The organism is Nocardia yamanashiensis NBRC 100130 (genome assembly GCF_001613325.1).
Lineage (GTDB): Bacteria > Actinomycetota > Actinomycetes > Mycobacteriales > Mycobacteriaceae > Nocardia > Nocardia yamanashiensis.
The window spans coordinates 108255-124130 of record NZ_BDCD01000030.1; the positions used below are offsets into that span (position 1 = coordinate 108255).

The window sequence follows — 15876 nt, forward strand, 5'->3', positions numbered from 1 at the left end:
GCACAAGGTAACGGCTGCGGTGGTGGTTCGGCAAGGGCTGAGCGGGAAGCGGTGTGGCGGCGGCGGATTCGGCGGGGCGTTTCCCATCGGGAAATGGAGTGGCCTAAGCTGTACCCGTGTCGGACATCGAGGCCGAGAACCCGAGTCGTTCCATCGCCGCCGTGGAGCGGGCCATGGACGTATTGCTGCTGTTCGGCCGCACCGGACGGCCCGACCTCGGCGTCACCGAGATAGCCAATGAACTGGGCATCACCAAGGCCGCCGTGCACCGCATCCTCACCGCGCTGCGCAATCGCGAACTGGTCACCGTGGAGCCGACCACCCGGCGGTACGCCCTCGGGCATGCCGCCATCGCGCTCGGCCGGGCGTATCTGGCTCGCACCGATCTTCGCGTGATGGCCGCGCCCGAGCTGCGCCGCCTGGCCACCGCCACCGGTGAGACGGCCACCCTGTCCATTCGCCGCGGCGACACCCGCATGTACGTGGATCAGGTGGTGCCCGATCAGGAACTGCGCATGGAAGTCGCGCTCGGCGTGCCCTATCCGCTGCACGCGGGCAGCTCCTCCAAAGCGATCCTGGCCTACCTGCGCACCGACGAAGTCGATGAATACCTGGATCGGCACGAGCTGACCCCGTTCACCGACGCCACCATCACGACGCCGCGCAAACTGCGCAACGAGCTGGCCGAGATCCGCTCGCGCGGGTTCGCGATCTCGTTGGGGGAGCGGCAGATCGGCGCGGCCTCGGTGGCGGCGCCGGTGCTCGATCACGACGGCGGGGTGGTCGCGGCGATCAGTGTGTGCGGTCCGCTCTCGCGTTTCGAACCGCACATCAAGGATTACGCGCCGCAGTTGCAGAAAGCCGCCGGGGCGGTGTCCGCGCAGCTGGGCTACGTCGGCTGAATCCCGTTCGGGGCACACCGTGTCACAGGTGTGCGCCGGGCTTGAGAACCCCCAGCGCGGCGGCCGCCAGTACGCTGCCCCAGATCGCCCACACGTAGGGCAGGCAGCCGTCCACGCTGCGCCGTAGCGTGCGCTCCACCGCCGGGGTGGACCCGCCCGACATGATCGCAGCGAAGGCGGAACCGAAGGGGCGCAAGGTCATTCGGATGCCCAGGCCGGCCGCGATGGCGGTGGCGTAGAGCAGGATCTTGCCGCCCAGCCAGCGCGGCTCGGTAGTGACGCCGAACGGTTCGCCGGCGAACAGCGTGTAGAGGCCGGCGGCCGCCATGGCGGTGACGACCGTGCAGCGGATCGCGAGGTCGGCGCGAACCACGATCGGGAAGCGGCCGTGCGTGCGATGCGCAATCACCGTGAGCGCCAACCAGATCGCGGCCAGCAGCCAGGCGGCGGCCACGGCCCACCACGGGAAGAAGTCGATGCCGAAGAGCGAGGCCCCGTGCGGTTCCAGGGCCATCAGGGTCAGCCCGCTGGGCAGGAACAACACCAGACAGATCTTCGGGCCGAGGTCCAGGCCGCTCATCACGGCCAAAGCGGTGGCCCGGGCGGGTGGGGTGAGCTCCGGGTCGATCACGAACCGGCTGGAGTAGTAGACCCCGAGATCCCCGCCCAGCCAGAACACGAACAACACCAGGTGCAACAGAATCCACCAGCCGTGCGGGTGTGCGCCCATCCAACTCTCCCTGTTCTCTTCTGCGAAACGCTGTTTCGGTGTAGGCTCCGTCGCTAGTTTCACATCGAAACGCTGTTTCCACAATCGAAACGGGGGGTTCGTGCGCTCCTTACTGGCTGCCACCCTGTCCCTGCTCCTGCTCACCGCCGCACCCACGGCCGCCGCCGAAGACGTCACCCACGAGGACGCCCGGATCGGCACGGACGAGGCCACCATCTGGCATCCCGCCCACGCCGATCACCGCCTCCCGGTGGCACTCCTGCTCACCGGCGCGAACGTGCACCGCTCCTACTACTCGGCCTTCGCCGAGGCACTGGCCCGCTACGGGTTCGTCGTGGTCGCCCCCGAACACTTCCTGATGCCCGGCTACAGCCTGCCCAGCGAATACGAGGTCGACGACGTACTCACCTGGGCCCGTACGCAAGCCGCCACGAACTCCGACCTCGGCGCCCTCATCGACCCCTCGAAGCTGGTGATAGCCGGCCACTCCTACGGCGGCGCCACCGCCCTCTACGCCGCCGCCGACCGCTGCCAGATGCCGTTCTGCTTCGGCCCGTCCTACCGCCACCCACCCGAACTACGCGCGATAGTCGGCCACGGCACCAACACCACCATCGGCCCGTACGTCGATTCGGTTGCCGTACAAGGCATTCCCGTGATGTACATCAACGGGACCGAAGACGGCGTGAGCGAGCCCCCCGAAGCCCACGAAAGCTTCACCCGCATGTCCGGCACCCCCGCCGCGGTTTTCGTAAATATCCTCGGCGCCAACCATTTCGGCCTCACCGACCAGGACAACCCACCCGGCGCATCCCCCGACCTACGCCCCGCCACCGCACCCCGCGCCCAAACCATCTCCACCGCCGCCCGCTGGACCGCGATGTGGTTCCTCGCCCAACTCGGCGACACCGAAGCCCACCGCTACGTCTACGAAGTCGGCCCAAGCGCCGATCCCGCGGTGCGAGTGGAGATCCCCTGACCTACCGACGCCTCACCCATACGTGATTCAGGAGAACAGGCGGGCGACGAAGGGGGTGCTGTCGGGCAGCGAGCCGTTCACGGTGGCGCTGTGGTCCTTGCCGGGATAGAAGTGTGGCTCGGGGTGGAAACCGTGAGCTTCGAGTTCGGCGATGAGCGCGATGGTGCCCGGAGCTATCACGTCGGTGTCGGCCAGCCCTTGGCCGATGAACAGTGGCCGGTCGTAGCCGGTCACCGGCACATCGAAGATCTGGTGGCCGATCTCGCCGAAGTTGCCGTCGCTGAGCGGGCGAGCGAACAGGTCCTTGATGGTGGCGCCAGGGTGCACGTCGACCAGGTTCTCCAGGCACACCGTGGCCGCGGCGCGCACGACGTCCTTGCCCAGGGGCGTGAGGTAGTAGTCGGGGTCGAAGTCCGGGCGCGCGGAGTGCAACGCGGCGAGGACGAAGGCTGGGTAGACATTGGTGTGCGGGTTGGCGACGGTGGGTGCGACGGGGCTGGTGGCCAGGGTCATCTCCTCCACGACGTGGCTGGCGGGCCCGGTCGCCACCGCGCCCCGGTAGTCCAGTTCCGGGGCATAGCGGGTCGCCATCGACGCCGTCCACACCGCCGCGCCACCACCCTGTGATTGCCCGATCGCGACCCATGTCGAGGACAGCGACGGTTCGATACTGCGGGCCGCGCGGACCATGTCGATGCCGGAGTGGGCCTCGGCGCGTCCGTCGAGGTAGGGCTGCACCCCATCGACGCTCAGGTAATCGGTGGCCACGATCGCGTACCCCTGGCCGAGCCAATGCGCCAGATAGTCGTTGTCGCGCTGAATTCGCCCGGCAATCGAGGGCTGGCAGTGATCAGCCAAGCCGACGGTGCCGTGTTCCCAGGACACCACCGGCCAGCCACCAGCCGGAGGGTTACCCGCTGGAAGGAAGATCGCGCCCGTCGACTGGGCGGGTGTGTCGTTATTAGTGCGGGTCCAATAGGTAACCCGCTCGCTCTTGGCCGCACCTGGCACCTCGGCAACCGAGGACAGCGGTCCGACGCTCACGACGGTACCCGGCGCGGGGTCGACGGGGTCGGCGACGACCACCGCGGTCGAGGGAACACCGAGCGCGGCGGTGGTGGCCAGAACGGCGAGGAGGCGGATAGGACGGACTTTCACTCGTTCACCTCATTTGTCTCTCAGTGGCAAGCTTGCGACTACGGGAGCATTCGAAGTTCTCGAGCGACTGACATACTGCGTTACACGATTGGGGAACCCGAAAGCGACTGCGGACCGCGAGAATATTTGGCGCTCAGAGTTTCCCGTTACGTCACGGTCCGGGTCGTGCAGCGGTGTCCCTGAAACGTAGAGCCGAAACGCTGAGCACCTGCCGATAGCCTTGGCGGCTGTGGCGCACTCAGCGAAATAGGTTAACGGATGACGAAGCTGTCGAGAAGTTTGCCACGCGAATCGACCTGCGTCAGATGGCATTGCGTCGATCCGGCAACGACTGTCTAGTCGACGGCTACCGGTATCGGCCTGGTTTAGTGGGTGGTATCGAGCACCGGCTCGACCGATTGCAGCAGGCCCCAATCGAAGAGTGCCCGGTAGGAGCGCCTGTGCCCGGTTTCTGGGTCGGCAGCCTCGAATTCGTATCGGTGCCCGGTCGAGCCGAGGTCGATGTCTTCGACGAACGGGCCCAGTCCCGAGTTCAGAAACTCCTCCTGTGTGCACGACCACGGAGTCAGGTCCGTGACGGAATCCAATTGCGGCACCGGAACTCCTGGCTTTCGCAGCAGTCGATGAAGGAGATGACGAGGACCCACCGCCCTGAACTCGAACTGCATGCCGGGCCAGAACGGTAGATCCCACCGAGCCGATCGGACTTCTCTTTCGCCGTAGAGCACGATGTGTTCCGAATCCGGTGTCCCCCAAGCAGTCGCGTATTCGGCGAGTGTCGTGAAGTTGTTCGTAGCGTCACCGAACCACCACCGTGTCTCGGCGATCGCCGTGTCGGCATGCGTCGCGCCGACACGCTCGAGCAATTCCGCGGCCTGCGCTGGGGCACTCCGGCACATCGAGTGAAGCATCGACAACTGAAAGTCGTACAGCGTCGTCACAGGTTCGCCGGCCATCCTGCCCTCCCGTTGCCGCGATCGAAATCGAACGTACCAGCTCACCTGGGATTGCCTAGCTGCCGGATGCTCGTTCGTATGCTGGCGGCGTGAACGACTTGGCGTATTTTCTGGCGGCGTCCGAGCAGGGGTTCCGGCTCGATGGGGACGAGGTGGTGGATTCGTTGATCCGGGAGGGGATTCTCTTGCCGGTCGACTGGTCCGGTGAGGAACGGACCGGACAGATAGCGCACTTCGTGGCGGGGCGGGTGGTGGCCTTCGGGAAGGATCGCGCGGTTGTCGCTGCCGTCGAGTCCGCGGCCGAGCAAGCGAGCGCGGCCGACCTCGACCGTGGTGAGCACGTGCCGGCGATTCTGCGCGCAGTGGATGAAGCACTGGCGAGTGCGGGGTTGGCGCTCGGGGAACTCCGTTCCGGCGACGACGCTTACCGTATCGGCGTCATGCTTCGCACGAGGGCGTCGAATCTGGCGTGGGGTGTGAATCGGCCTTCCCTCGAGCTGCTCTACGTCATCGACTGTCCGTGTGGTGGCATGAACGTGTGGCAGCTGGCCGCGACGGAAGCGAAACCCGCTGAGGGCGAATGCGACTCGTGCGGGCGGAACCTGTTCGATTCCGCCGGTACCCCGATCGCGCCTATGGTCGTGGAACCCGTCCGCTGAGGTAGTTCAGTGCTCGCGAGCTTGGGCTGGAGCGAGTGGATCTATCGGCCTGTCGGGTAGCACCTTGACCATTCTCTGAGTAGCCGCGACCCGGGTGTTCGGAACCAGCCGCGGACTGGCCCGGCGGGTGCACGCAAGTGGCGATGATCGTACGAGTTCGGGCGCGATTCACAGTGTGAGACCGACCACGGAACGCAGTCCCTGGTTGAGACCGTCGTCGGAGTCGGGGTCGTCGGCCCACTCTTCGGGCAGATGCGCCTCGTAGGGCGTACGACCCCATACTGATCCGTCCCACCAGCGAACGAAAGTCACGATGTAGGAACTCAGATCGACCCTGGGGTGAGGGGCCCTGCGGTCAACCGCCAGTGCCCAGTCGGGGGCGTAGGACCAAGGGTCGAAGTCGGTTTCGAACAGCTGGCTGGATTCATCCCCACCGAAGAGCAACGCCCGGTTGTCGTCAACTCGCACCAGAACGAACCAGTTCGACGAGCCGTCTTCGTTGATCAGCCGATCTCCGGCCGACCACGGTGGGATCTCCGAACCCTTCACCTCGATCACCTGGGCGCCATCCCCCTGGCGATTCAAGAACGCGTGGCCCTCGGCGGCGACACGAGACCACAGCTCTTCGGCCTGAGGCAAAGCAAATTCCATGCGCAGCAACGTACTACGCTGCGCAGACACTCCATGAGATACGTCGGCATTCGCACTTCAGATCACGAGCGAACACCGGGCTTCTGCTTTCGATCCAGACGAACAGCGTCCGGGTGAGAACTTACTCAATCCCCAAAGTTTCACAATCAGCGTGCGCGGTAATACCGCATCCCGCGCTGCCCGAACCGGCAAGCGCGGTGCAGCGGAAGATCAACTGGCTGTGCCGATCCGGGGCCGCGGAACGCACGCTACTGGCCCTGACACCAGTCTTAAGTAGCCGTATGCCGCGCGGTTCGGAACGGACAATGTCGGACCTCGGAAGATCAACGAGCAGTGGATCATCCAGCAACTCCACATCGGTCCTGATGCGTCTACCGATCGGGTTACCTATCGGAATCAGCAGAGCTCTCGCGCGCACGCTTCAGAGCTAAAACAACGGCTACAATCGGTCGCGTGTCGCCCAGATGCCCGAATGTCACAAGATCGGCGGGATCAAAAGCCGCCGATGGTATGCCTCCTCGGATATCGATATTGCACACAATCTTTAAGTCGGAGCCGCCTTGATCGAAGACGAGGAGATACTCATCGTCCGAAATATGCGTTACTTGCCGGAGAATAGCCGTACTCACCGAAATGCTCCTCCTGTGGCATGGCCGGTCGTTTGATGAGGTTACAAGATCAGTCGGACGCACTAACATGCCGCTGATCGCTCGGCTCAGGACGGCCGCGGCACCCGCCGGCGAACGCACCGATCTGCCGATGAGCGAGCATTCTCGCTGAGGCGCGCATTGGAATGTGATCTTGTGGCGCAACACATCTCACGATCGGTACGGAATTTCGTTCACTGCACGGCCCGCCTCTGCAGGCCCTACCGTGAACGTGCAGAGCTTCCCCTTACCACCGAGAGGAACCGCTAACAGCCAGCACCCTACCCAAGATCAGTGATCTCGAGCCGAAGTCAGCTAAGGTGACGGAATGGTCATGCGGGTGGCGGTTCCCGTGCTGCCGTGCCGAGATGTGCAGGCAGCGCGGTCGTACTTCACGGACGTGCTCGGATTCGACACCATATTCACCTGGGAGACCCCACCTAGCTACGCGGCCGTGATCCGCGATACCGCCGAGTTCCACCTCTACGCCGAAAGCAGCGTCGGCCCGGCCAGGGTGGTGGTTGTCGTCGACGACGTCGATTCCTGCCACGACGAGCTGCGCGCCCGCGGCGCCGACATCGTAGAGCCACTGGCTGACCGGCCCTACGGGATGCGCGACTTCAACGTACGGACACCCGATGGGCACTTGTTGATCTTTAGTCAGCCGCTTACCGAGCACGAGTGACCATCAGCGGACCAGCCGGGAGAATGACCGGACCTCGTCGACGAACAACGTCCGGCTTGTCGCTGAAACCGTACGCGCTCGATGAGCTGGTGCAGGACGTGTTCGACCTGGGTGACGCGGGTTCGACGGCGCGGGTCACGACGTGGGCGAGGAGTTCGGGCACGCGTTCGGCTTCGCTGATGAACCCGCGCTGCACGAAATCGGCCGCGCCGCAACAAAAACGGCAGGTAGCCTGACTTGGCTCGAGATCGCTGATCTTGGGTAGGGTGCTGGCTGTTGAGCTGCGATTTCGTCGTGTGAACGGCGAAAATCTGTGCACTGAGCCGGCCGGTTCCAGGGGTCTGCCCATCGCTTCCCGGTTGGCCGGAGGGTCATTCCAACGTTCGCATCTGCCGATGAGTGTTCGCTATCAAGCTGTTCGACCGGACTCGCCTACCAGGTAGTCGTAGTGTTCGATCGCCGAGCCGGTTAGTTTCGACCTGTCGATTCGAGACAACGGTGCCGCGATCGTGCTGCTCGGTGCTCCCGCGCTGACAATCGCACACGCAGCGTTCAGTTCGGACTCCATGGCGGTCGGTGATGTCTCCACCCGTGCCGACCACAGGAGCATGTGCAGGAGCGTGGTTTCCTGCTCGGGATCGTAGGCTCCGATCTGGTCGGTGCACTCGTCGGCGGCGCGGTCTCGGCTTTCGGGTGAGTCGTCGAGCAGGGCCCGAATCAACTCGAGGTAGTCCTCGGTGTCCACAGGCAAATCGACCCTTTCCGTGCACGATCCGATAGGGGCCCCGATTTTGCCCGATAGGTAGACATGTACAGCCAGTCGGCTCGTCGACCCGTCATCCAACGCACTACATTGCCGCTGATAAGGCTGGTCGAACCGAGCGAGCCACGTTGGATGTGATCGGAGACATGCCCGCTTCGGGCACCTTCGTTGGCTGATCGAAATAGTCTCGGGCCGGGAGGTGGTCAAAGTGATCGGTCACAAGCGAGATGTCGTCGCCTCTGAGGTGCAGGAGATTCTGAACTACTTCGGCAAGTGCCCAATCTGTGGGCATCCGGCGCGTGCATGGCACATCACCGCGGAGTTCGACGACAACCAAGTCGAGAGCCAAGATGTCGGGGAGTGCGGTGGTTGGTGCGGCTGGAAGGGGCCGGTCCGACCGGTCGCGATGACTGCCGGCGCCTTGGTGCTCACCAATGCGCAGAAGGAGATCAGAGCGGTACCCCTGGGTCTTCCTTCATCCTGAAGGGCGAACATCCTGCATTGCCGCTGATCGCTCGGTTCAGGACGGTCGCGGCGCCCGCTGGCAACCGCACTGATCTGGCGAATGCAGTGCGAATGCCGCGACTTACAAGGCATCTCAGCACTTCTGGGCCTGGGTTTGCGGCGACTCGTGGCCAGTGAGCGCTTGGGTACCTGTCGAGTGTATTCGGGCTGGTTACGACCAGTTCGGCGAGTTCTTCTCGAGGGAGCACCCGAGCGTGCGGGCACGCACTGGACACAATGCAACGCGGGGCAATCGGATGATTGGCCCCGCGCCTACATCTACCTACCGGACGACATACCAGAGTCCGCGGATCTGTTCGCAATGGGTATCGCCAAACGAGCCCGCAGATACCCGTTCGCACTCGACGAGCCGCGCGTAGGGTCCAGAAACCGTTTCAGCACTTGCGGTTGCGGTCATGCCGATGTTCAAACCGACTAGAATAGTAGCGATCCCAACGATTTTGCGGAGCATCGTCCCCCCCTTTGATCGATCCAGTCACATGGTGTGGCTGGCGCGTTGATCGTAGGATCGCTCGCGGATCCCGTGCAATCTGATTTCTTATCTGCGATAACGCTGTGCAGCAATGGGTTTGACGTGGTGGCTGCGGAGAGGTTTCCGGACCGTCGTTGGTGTGCGCGGTCGATCGCGGGGTAGATGCTGAATGTGGGGATGTCCCGACACGGTGGATGGAGACCGGTCACCGCGGCTGGAGGATATCTCGCCTATCGGCCGGACGGCCCTGCAGAGTGTCGTGCATCCAGCTGGTCCAGGGAACCTCCGGGATTCACCAAGCCCCCAGCCAACAGGTCGAGACATTCGGCGGAGAGATCGTTTCAGAAGATCAGTAGCGAAGTTGGCAATCGTCGAGTATTCGCGCGGACAGGAAAGCTCGGTCGAGCTCGAACTCCTGGCCAGGCAACGGTCAATTCAAAGGCGATGAAGCGCACGTGCGTTGGGCCATTTCAAGCGTTCGGGCCGTGCGCCGCATAGCTTGCGCAGTGCAGGCGCTTCACGGTGTCGGCGATGCCGGGTCAGGGCAGGGCGGCGTCCGCGCGCCTGTGCCGCCCACCCGGCGACGGCAGTGGCAGGCGCAGGGTGGGTGCGTCGAGTACGGCCTGGAGATGGTCGCGGAAGGCTTCGATGGAGCCGTAGCGGGTGAGGATTTCATTCAGGAGCTGCGGGGCGGTGGCGCCGTGAATCAGAGGCGGCATACCGGTATCTCCTGTGCCGCTCACCACTGCGCGGTGAGCTCGGCCGGTGGCAGTCCTTCCTTGAGGCGCAGCTGGTCGGCGGTGGTGGCGAGTTCGGCGAGCGCGGCCTCGGAGAGTCCCGGCGCGACCCGGACCGCCAGATGCACCGTCCGGCCGTACCGGCCGGCGGCGGCGCGTGCGGCCAGCATTCGATGCTCGAGCGCCGGGTAGGAGCCGATGTCGTTCGGCACGGCGGTTTTTCGTGTTTGGGCCACGTCAGGTCTCCTTTGGATCCGAGTTATGTGCGAATCGATGCCCTGAGCAATCACCAAGATCGGGTGCGAGCACCCAAGCCTCATCGATACCCCGGCCCGAGCGACACCAAACCCCGCACTCCCGACACACCGGCCTCAGCGTGATGGCGGGAGGTCGTGGTCGGCTCCCGGCCGTGAACACCGGGCGCGGGCAGGACGTCGACGGGGATGCCGGTCGTGACGCGAGGGTGCAGGGCATGCATGCGTGCGTTGCGTGCTTTCCTGCCGAGAATGCGCGGCGGTCGGTATGCATCCGCTGCAACAACTTCAGGTTCAAGCCGCCCGAATGATCGACCCCGCACCGTGCCTGCGCGGCAGCGTGGCGAACAACCAGCGGTGATCTGCGGTGTTAACGATAAATATCGGAACTTCGAAGCGCCGATATCGTTGACTCGGTACTGATCTCATGTACTGATGAACGAATCTTGGCCACCCGGTGGGGCATCCGGTCCAGGGCATCCTGATCGGCCTCGCTGGCCGGGTCAGGTGGATCCGTCGCAGTATGCCGGCCCGGTGTGCGACGATCGGTCCAATTGGCAGGCGGTCATCGGGCCGATCCTCGTGATTTTGGCTGGGTTGTGGGGGGTGAAGAACATGTTCACCTTCCATATGGGTGCCGACGCCGGCTATGAGGTGGGTTACCGACTACCTGCTCTCCTATTGGCTTGCCTGGCTGTCGGAGTGTGCGTCCTGGGAATTCGCAGGGCGCGCAGCACCGGTCGCGGGGAAGTGCTGGCGATCGTCGGCACCACGTTCGGGAGCATCGGCATCGGGTTCATGTTGCTGGATATCGTCTCCGTGGCCAGCTGACGGCACGGCACGCGCCGAGTGTCATCGCGCGCCGCCGGGATTCTCCGCCGCGGATGATTCGAAGGCGCCGGCCTGCGCGGCCAGTGTCGCCGCCGTGGCCGCACGCTCGGGCAATCGGGCGTCGGCGGGCGTGCGCAGCAGTACCAGCTGGTGGTACAGCGGTGCTGTGGCCGCGAGAAGCACTGCGCGAGTATCGGTTTCGGCGGGTATCTCACCGCGTTCGATAGCACGCTCCACGACGATCTCGCATTGCGCATAGCGGTCCTCCCACAGCTGCCGCAATGCGCGCGCCGCGTCCTCCGATCGGAAGGACACCGCGATCAGCGCCATCGCGATCGACGATTCCTTGGTGAACGAGTCCTGGATCTCCCGGTTCAACTCCGCGAGATCACCGCGCAATGAGCCGGTGTCGGGCGGCTGCCAGTCCAGATCGCTTGCGGCGGCGAACAAGTCGGATATCAGGCCGCCCACATCGCGCCAGCGGCGGTACACGGTGGTGCGGTGCACGCCCGCGCGGGCGGCGACCGTGTCGACGGTCAGTGCGTCGTAGCCGTTCTCGGTCAGTTCCGCCTCGACAGCCGCGAGGACCTGCGCGCGAATGCGGGCGGTGCGGCCGCCGGGACGGGATCGCGGCTCGGCGGCGTCTTCTGTGATGGGGGTCATGGACTATCCGGGGTTGCTCGATGGGACAGGATCTGTCACGATCTTAACGCAACATTCGTCGCACTAGTGAGGTCGCCAATGCTCATTCGAAGTGTTCACCAGGTTCCGCGGTCGCTCCCGGCCGTGTCGTCCTCGAATGCTTCGGAGGTAGTTCGTGCCCACTCAGATCACCGCGCTCGCGGTCAGCAAGTCCTTCCACGGCCGCACGGTGCTCGATACGGTCACCTGTTCGCTCGGCGCGGGTGAACGCACCGGGATCATCGGCGAGAACGGGTCGGGTAAGAGCACACTGCTGCGCCTGTTCGCTGGGTGCGAGCAGCCCGATCAAGGCGAGATCGTCGTCCATGCCACCGGGGGAGTCGGATATCTCGCTCAGGATGAGCGACTTCCCGCGCAGCTGAGCGTCCAGCAGGTCATCGACCGGTCGTTGCGCGAACTGCGCCGGATCGAGGATCGCATGCGGCGACTCGAACGGCAGATGGCCACCGGTGACGACTCCTGCCTGAACGAATACGGCGAGCTGACAACGGCTTTCGAGCTGCGCGGCGGCTATGACGCCGATGCCCGGGTAGAGCGGGCCCTGCACGGACTCGGACTCGACGTGGTCGCGCGCGATCGAGCGGTCGGTGAACTGTCCGGTGGAGAGCAGGTCCGGCTCCGCATGGCGGCCCTGCTCGCCGCCGCGCCGGAGGTGCTGTTGCTGGACGAGCCGACCAATCATCTCGACGACAACGCACTGACCTGGCTGGAAGACCATCTGCGGACCCGGCGCGGCACCACGGTTACGGTCTCCCATGACCGCACGTTCCTGGAGCGGGTGGCGAGCACGCTGCTCGAAGTCGATGCCGATCGTCGATGCGTCGTGCGGCACGGCAACGGCTACCGCGGTTATCTCGCCGAACGCGAAGCGGCGCGGCAACGTTGGGCCCAGGCCCATCAGCGCTGGCGGGACGAGACCGACCAACTGCGCGAAACCATCGCCACCACCGCACGGCGGGTCGCGCCGGGGCGACCGATGAAAGACAACAACAAGATGGCCTACGACCGGGCGGGCGGCCGCGTGCAGCAGTCGCTCGCGGGCCGGGTTCGCAATGCCGAGGAACGGCTGCGGCGACTGCTGGCAGATCCGGTCCCGCCGCCCCCGGAACGGTTGCGGTTCAAGACGATTCCCTCGGCCGGGCGCGCGGCGGGAGTCGTCCTGGATGCCGCCGATATCGCGGTGGACGGCAGGCTATCGCCGACGAGTGTGCGGGTGTCCGCGGGGGAGCGGCTGCTGATCAGCGGCCCGAACGGCGCGGGCAAATCCACGCTGTTGCGGGTATTGGCGGGCGAGCTCGAGGCGGACCGCGGCACGGTGATCCGGCGCGGTCGAGTCGGTTATCTCGCACAAGAACCGCCCGCCGCCGTACCCGGCCGGACCTTGCTGTCCGCCTTCGCTCAGGGCCGCCCGGGACAGCCCGGCGATCACACGCAAGTGCTGCTGTCGCTCGGCCTGTTCACGCGCACTCAGCTGACAAATCGGGTGGAGGATCTGTCCACCGGGCAGCGGCAGCGGCTCGAACTGGCACGACTGGTCAGCGAACCCTCGGAGTTGCTGTTGCTGGACGAGCCCACCAACCATCTCTCACCCGGACTCGTCGAGGAATTGGAAGCCGCCCTGGCCGACTACCGAGGCGCGCTGGTCGTGGTCAGCCACGACCGCCGGCTCCGGGATCGCTGGCGTGGGGCACGGCTCGAACTGCGCGCATCGGCCTCGGCCTGATTTCGATCACTCACTCACAGAAGGGATCTCGCATGCCTGTAACCCATCCCACCCCGATCTCCGGCTGGCTTCGCGACCACGCTGTAGCACTGACAACCCTCGACCCGGACGACCCGCTCGATGACCTGGAACCGCTGCGCGAGATCATCGGCGGGGCCAAAGTCGTTGCGATAGGCGAGAATTCCCACTTCATCACCGAGTTCAAGCAGATGCGGCAACGCCTGCTGCGATTCCTGGTCGAGCGCTGCGGCTTCACCGTCCTGGCCTTCGAGTACGGCTTCAGCGAGAGCTTCCCCCTGGATGCCTGGGCAGGGGGCGCGGGCGGCGAGGACGAGCTGGCGACCCACCTGGCCGGGACGATCCCGGTGGGAGTGGACGGTCCGTTGCGCTGGATCCGCCGGCACAATGCCGGGGCGGCCACGCCCGTGCATTTCGCCGGTATCGATATCCCTGCGGCGGGCGGGTCGCTGCTCCCGGCGCTGGGCCCGGTCGCCGATTACCTGCGCGCAGTCGACCCAGAAACCCTGCCGTCGATCGAAGCGGCGACCCGGATCGCGGCGTCCTTCGCCGGCGCATCAGCAGCCTCGGCCGCGCCGGCATGGACTCGCCTCCCTGCCGCCGACCAGGACGCGCTCACCGCGATCCTGGCACGCCTGCTCATCCGTTTCCGCGCTGTCGAATCGCTGTACGTCTCGCGCAGCGATCAGCGTTGCTTCGATATCGCCCGCCGCCACCTTGAGGCCGCGGTGAGCGCCGACTACGGCTTTCGCGCAATGGCAGGCCTTTTCGCCGGAACTGGTCTCGTCGCCGACACCTCTGCCCGCGACAGCTATATGGCCGACTCGGTGCTGTGGCATCTAGATCGCTGCGAACCCGGAACTCGCATTGTCGTGGCCGCCCACAATGCCCACATCCAGAAAGAGCCGGTCGCCTTCGAGGGGCAGCTGACCGGATTCCCCATGGGGCACTACCTGAATCGCGCCCTCGGCGACGACTACTTCGCCGTCGGCCTCACCAGCACCGGCGGGCATACCGCGGACATGCGCCCCGACGAAACCGCGCCCTTCGGCTTCACCGTCGAACTGACACCGCTGCGGCAACCCGAATCAGGAAGCGTTGAAGCCGCCTTCGCCGACTGCGGCGTGGGACCCGCCCTCGTCGATCTTCGCCCCGCCCGCCGCGAAAGCATCGGCGGCCCCGACCGCACCCGACTCCAGAGCGCCTACCTCCACGTCCCCGTCCTCGATGCCTTCGACGGCATGCTCAACACGGCGACCTCCACGGTCGCCGATTGATCGAAGCCGATTTCTCCTCGAGCCGCCACCCGCCGGCGACCTGCGCCCGCGCATCCTGGCCGAATTGACCACCGCTTGGAGCACCGCCGGTCGCGACCGGGTTGCCAACGACGGAACCGGCGGCCGCACAGCTCTTCTCGCCCGTTGGCGCAAAGCTGTCGCTGCCGTCTCCAACGCTCTCGACCTGTCGGCATAGTGGCCGGATACGGTGACCGGGCACGTCCTGGAGCAGTGTTTGCCCGATCCGTCCAGCCAGTGGAATTCGGGTGCTGCAAGATTTGCGGCGGATTTGCGCCTCTGCCATCATCTGCCGATGAAGAATTCGAAGGCTGTGGTGTTCGGTGCCGCAGTTGTGCTGTCTCTGGGAATTGCCGGTTGTAGCTCGGACCAGGAGTCCTCCACCGCCGGAACGTCGGCCGCGCCGACCACCGCTGCCGCCGGGACCACCGCGGCCGCCGCGCCTGCCGCGAGCGAATACACGAAACTGCTCATCAAGCCCGGCGATATCGACGCCGACTGGACCTTGAGGACCACCAAGCCGGAGCAGAACGGCATCACCGGCATCTACGGCAACGGCGCGGGCACGGAGAAGATCACGACCGCGGTCGTTGTGCGCGACAGCGCGGCAACCGCCGCAGCGGCCGCCGCGGCGGCGAAGACCGGAGTGGTGCAGCAGGCCGGCGGCGCCTTCACACCCATCCCGGTCGGCGTCGACGGCGGCATCCTGAACGGATCGAACGGCACCACCGTCGTGGTCTTCGCCGAAGGCCCGGCGTTCGCGATCATCGAATTCAACAGCAAGACCGGAGAAGCCGTCCCGGCCGAGGTGGCGATCGCGATCGCCGAGCGGCAGGACGCCGTCATCAAGAACGGCGTGAAGTAGGAGCGCACGGAGGCTGGTAGCCGAGTCGCGCCATCGGCTCAGGTGGCGATTCCCTGCCGACTCGGCTGCCAGGGTTCGTTTGGAGGCCAACCGAACCGAGGAATCGAACCTCGGACCTGCTACATGCAAAGCAGCAACTCTACCGCTGAGCTAGTCCGGTTGGCCGATCATAAGGATAGCCAGCCGCAATGGACTGCGTTTGCGATTCGATCGCACCGGACGGGATCGCTCGTTCTCAGATCGGTTGGGGTGCAGATGGTCTGCCTGAGCATCGAATTGCCGACCCGCCCGTCACCGCCCAAACCACATTTTGGAGATTGCGGG

Annotated in this window: 18 protein-coding genes and 1 tRNA gene; 10 read left to right on the plus strand and 9 right to left on the minus strand. The window is 65.3% G+C overall.

Annotation, left to right across the window (positions count from 1 at the left end; translation table 11 throughout):
* The first annotated feature begins 116 nt into the window (after positions 1-116).
* Positions 117-902 carry an IclR family transcriptional regulator gene (locus NY1_RS32065; protein WP_067720887.1) on the plus strand — a complete coding sequence of 262 codons (786 nt, stop codon included), beginning with the start codon at positions 117-119 and terminating at the stop codon, positions 900-902.
* Between the two features lie 22 nt (positions 903-924).
* Here the strand turns inward: NY1_RS32065 and NY1_RS32070 are convergent, their stop codons facing one another.
* Entirely contained in the window at positions 925-1632 is a 708-nt protein-coding gene (locus NY1_RS32070) for a hypothetical protein (protein WP_067720888.1), read from the minus strand.
* Positions 1633-1732: 100 nt separating this feature from the next.
* On the opposite strand from NY1_RS32070, the gene NY1_RS32075 reads away from it, so the two are divergent.
* Positions 1733-2611 (plus strand): alpha/beta hydrolase family protein, encoded by an 879-nt coding sequence (locus tag NY1_RS32075; RefSeq protein ID WP_067720889.1) that lies wholly within the window; start codon positions 1733-1735, stop codon positions 2609-2611.
* A 27-nt stretch (positions 2612-2638) separates the two neighbouring features.
* Here NY1_RS32075 and NY1_RS32080 read toward each other — a convergent pair whose 3' ends face one another.
* Positions 2639-3769: a lipase family protein gene (locus NY1_RS32080; RefSeq protein WP_067720890.1), complete on the minus strand. Its 1131-nt coding sequence runs from the start codon at positions 3767-3769 to the stop codon at positions 2639-2641.
* Positions 3770-4134: 365 nt separating this feature from the next.
* Positions 4135-4725, minus strand: coding sequence for a hypothetical protein (locus NY1_RS32085; RefSeq protein ID WP_067720891.1), 591 nt, complete (start codon positions 4723-4725; stop codon positions 4135-4137).
* 89 nt (positions 4726-4814) lie between these two features.
* Here NY1_RS32085 and NY1_RS32090 point away from each other — a divergent pair, with 89 nt between their 5' ends.
* Positions 4815-5384: a DUF6630 family protein gene (locus tag NY1_RS32090; RefSeq protein WP_067720892.1), complete on the plus strand. Its 570-nt coding sequence runs from the start codon at positions 4815-4817 to the stop codon at positions 5382-5384.
* 168 nt (positions 5385-5552) lie between these two features.
* Here NY1_RS32090 and NY1_RS32095 read toward each other — a convergent pair whose 3' ends face one another.
* The gene (locus NY1_RS32095) at positions 5553-6035 is read right to left on the minus strand and encodes a hypothetical protein (RefSeq protein WP_157762589.1); all 483 of its coding nucleotides are present in this window, start codon (positions 6033-6035) and stop codon (positions 5553-5555) included.
* Between the two features lie 975 nt (positions 6036-7010).
* On the opposite strand from NY1_RS32095, the gene NY1_RS32100 reads away from it, so the two are divergent.
* Both NY1_RS32100 and NY1_RS32105 read left to right on the plus strand, forming a co-directional pair.
* Entirely contained in the window at positions 7011-7367 is a 357-nt protein-coding gene (locus NY1_RS32100; RefSeq protein ID WP_067720894.1) for a VOC family protein, read from the plus strand.
* Positions 7364-7603 carry a hypothetical protein gene (locus NY1_RS32105; RefSeq protein WP_157762590.1) on the plus strand — a complete coding sequence of 80 codons (240 nt, stop codon included), beginning with the start codon at positions 7364-7366 and terminating at the stop codon, positions 7601-7603. Before NY1_RS32100 ends, NY1_RS32105 begins: the two co-directional genes overlap by 4 nt.
* Positions 7604-7776: 173 nt before the next feature.
* On the opposite strand, the gene NY1_RS32110 is transcribed toward NY1_RS32105, so the two are convergent.
* Complete coding sequence (locus NY1_RS32110; protein ID WP_067720896.1) at positions 7777-8112, minus strand: hypothetical protein; 336 nt, start codon at positions 8110-8112, stop codon at positions 7777-7779.
* 226 nt (positions 8113-8338) lie between these two features.
* Between NY1_RS32110 and NY1_RS32115 the strand changes: the two genes are divergently transcribed.
* On the plus strand, positions 8339-8614 hold the full coding sequence (locus NY1_RS32115; protein WP_157762591.1) for a hypothetical protein: 276 nt from the start codon (positions 8339-8341) through the stop codon (positions 8612-8614).
* 1052 nt (positions 8615-9666) lie between these two features.
* Here the strand turns inward: NY1_RS32115 and NY1_RS32120 are convergent.
* Positions 9667-9846 carry a hypothetical protein gene (locus NY1_RS32120; protein WP_067720898.1) on the minus strand — a complete coding sequence of 60 codons (180 nt, stop codon included), beginning with the start codon at positions 9844-9846 and terminating at the stop codon, positions 9667-9669.
* 20 nt (positions 9847-9866) lie between these two features.
* Positions 9867-10100, minus strand: coding sequence for a hypothetical protein (locus tag NY1_RS32125; RefSeq protein ID WP_157762592.1), 234 nt, complete (start codon positions 10098-10100; stop codon positions 9867-9869).
* Between the two features lie 525 nt (positions 10101-10625).
* Here NY1_RS32125 and NY1_RS32130 point away from each other — a divergent pair.
* The gene (locus tag NY1_RS32130) at positions 10626-10949 is read left to right on the plus strand and encodes a hypothetical protein (RefSeq protein WP_157762593.1); all 324 of its coding nucleotides are present in this window, start codon (positions 10626-10628) and stop codon (positions 10947-10949) included.
* 21 nt (positions 10950-10970) lie between these two features.
* Here NY1_RS32130 and NY1_RS32135 read toward each other — a convergent pair whose 3' ends face one another.
* On the minus strand, positions 10971-11612 hold the full coding sequence (locus NY1_RS32135) for a TetR/AcrR family transcriptional regulator (RefSeq protein WP_067720901.1): 642 nt from the start codon (positions 11610-11612) through the stop codon (positions 10971-10973).
* A gap of 154 nt (positions 11613-11766) precedes the next feature.
* On the opposite strand from NY1_RS32135, the gene abc-f reads away from it, so the two are divergent.
* The 3 genes from abc-f (at position 11767) to NY1_RS32150 (ending at position 15552) form a co-directional block, all read left to right on the plus strand.
* On the plus strand, positions 11767-13374 hold the full coding sequence (gene abc-f / locus NY1_RS32140) for a ribosomal protection-like ABC-F family protein (RefSeq protein ID WP_067720902.1): 1608 nt from the start codon (positions 11767-11769) through the stop codon (positions 13372-13374).
* A 32-nt stretch (positions 13375-13406) separates the two neighbouring features.
* Complete coding sequence (locus tag NY1_RS32145; protein ID WP_067720903.1) at positions 13407-14669, plus strand: erythromycin esterase family protein; 1263 nt, start codon at positions 13407-13409, stop codon at positions 14667-14669.
* Between the two features lie 313 nt (positions 14670-14982).
* Positions 14983-15552, plus strand: a complete 570-nt coding sequence (locus NY1_RS32150; protein ID WP_067720904.1) for a hypothetical protein — start codon at positions 14983-14985, stop codon at positions 15550-15552.
* An 88-nt stretch (positions 15553-15640) separates the two neighbouring features.
* Here NY1_RS32150 and NY1_RS32155 read toward each other — a convergent pair.
* A tRNA-Ala gene (locus NY1_RS32155) sits at positions 15641-15712 on the minus strand.
* Positions 15713-15876 lie beyond the last annotated feature (164 nt).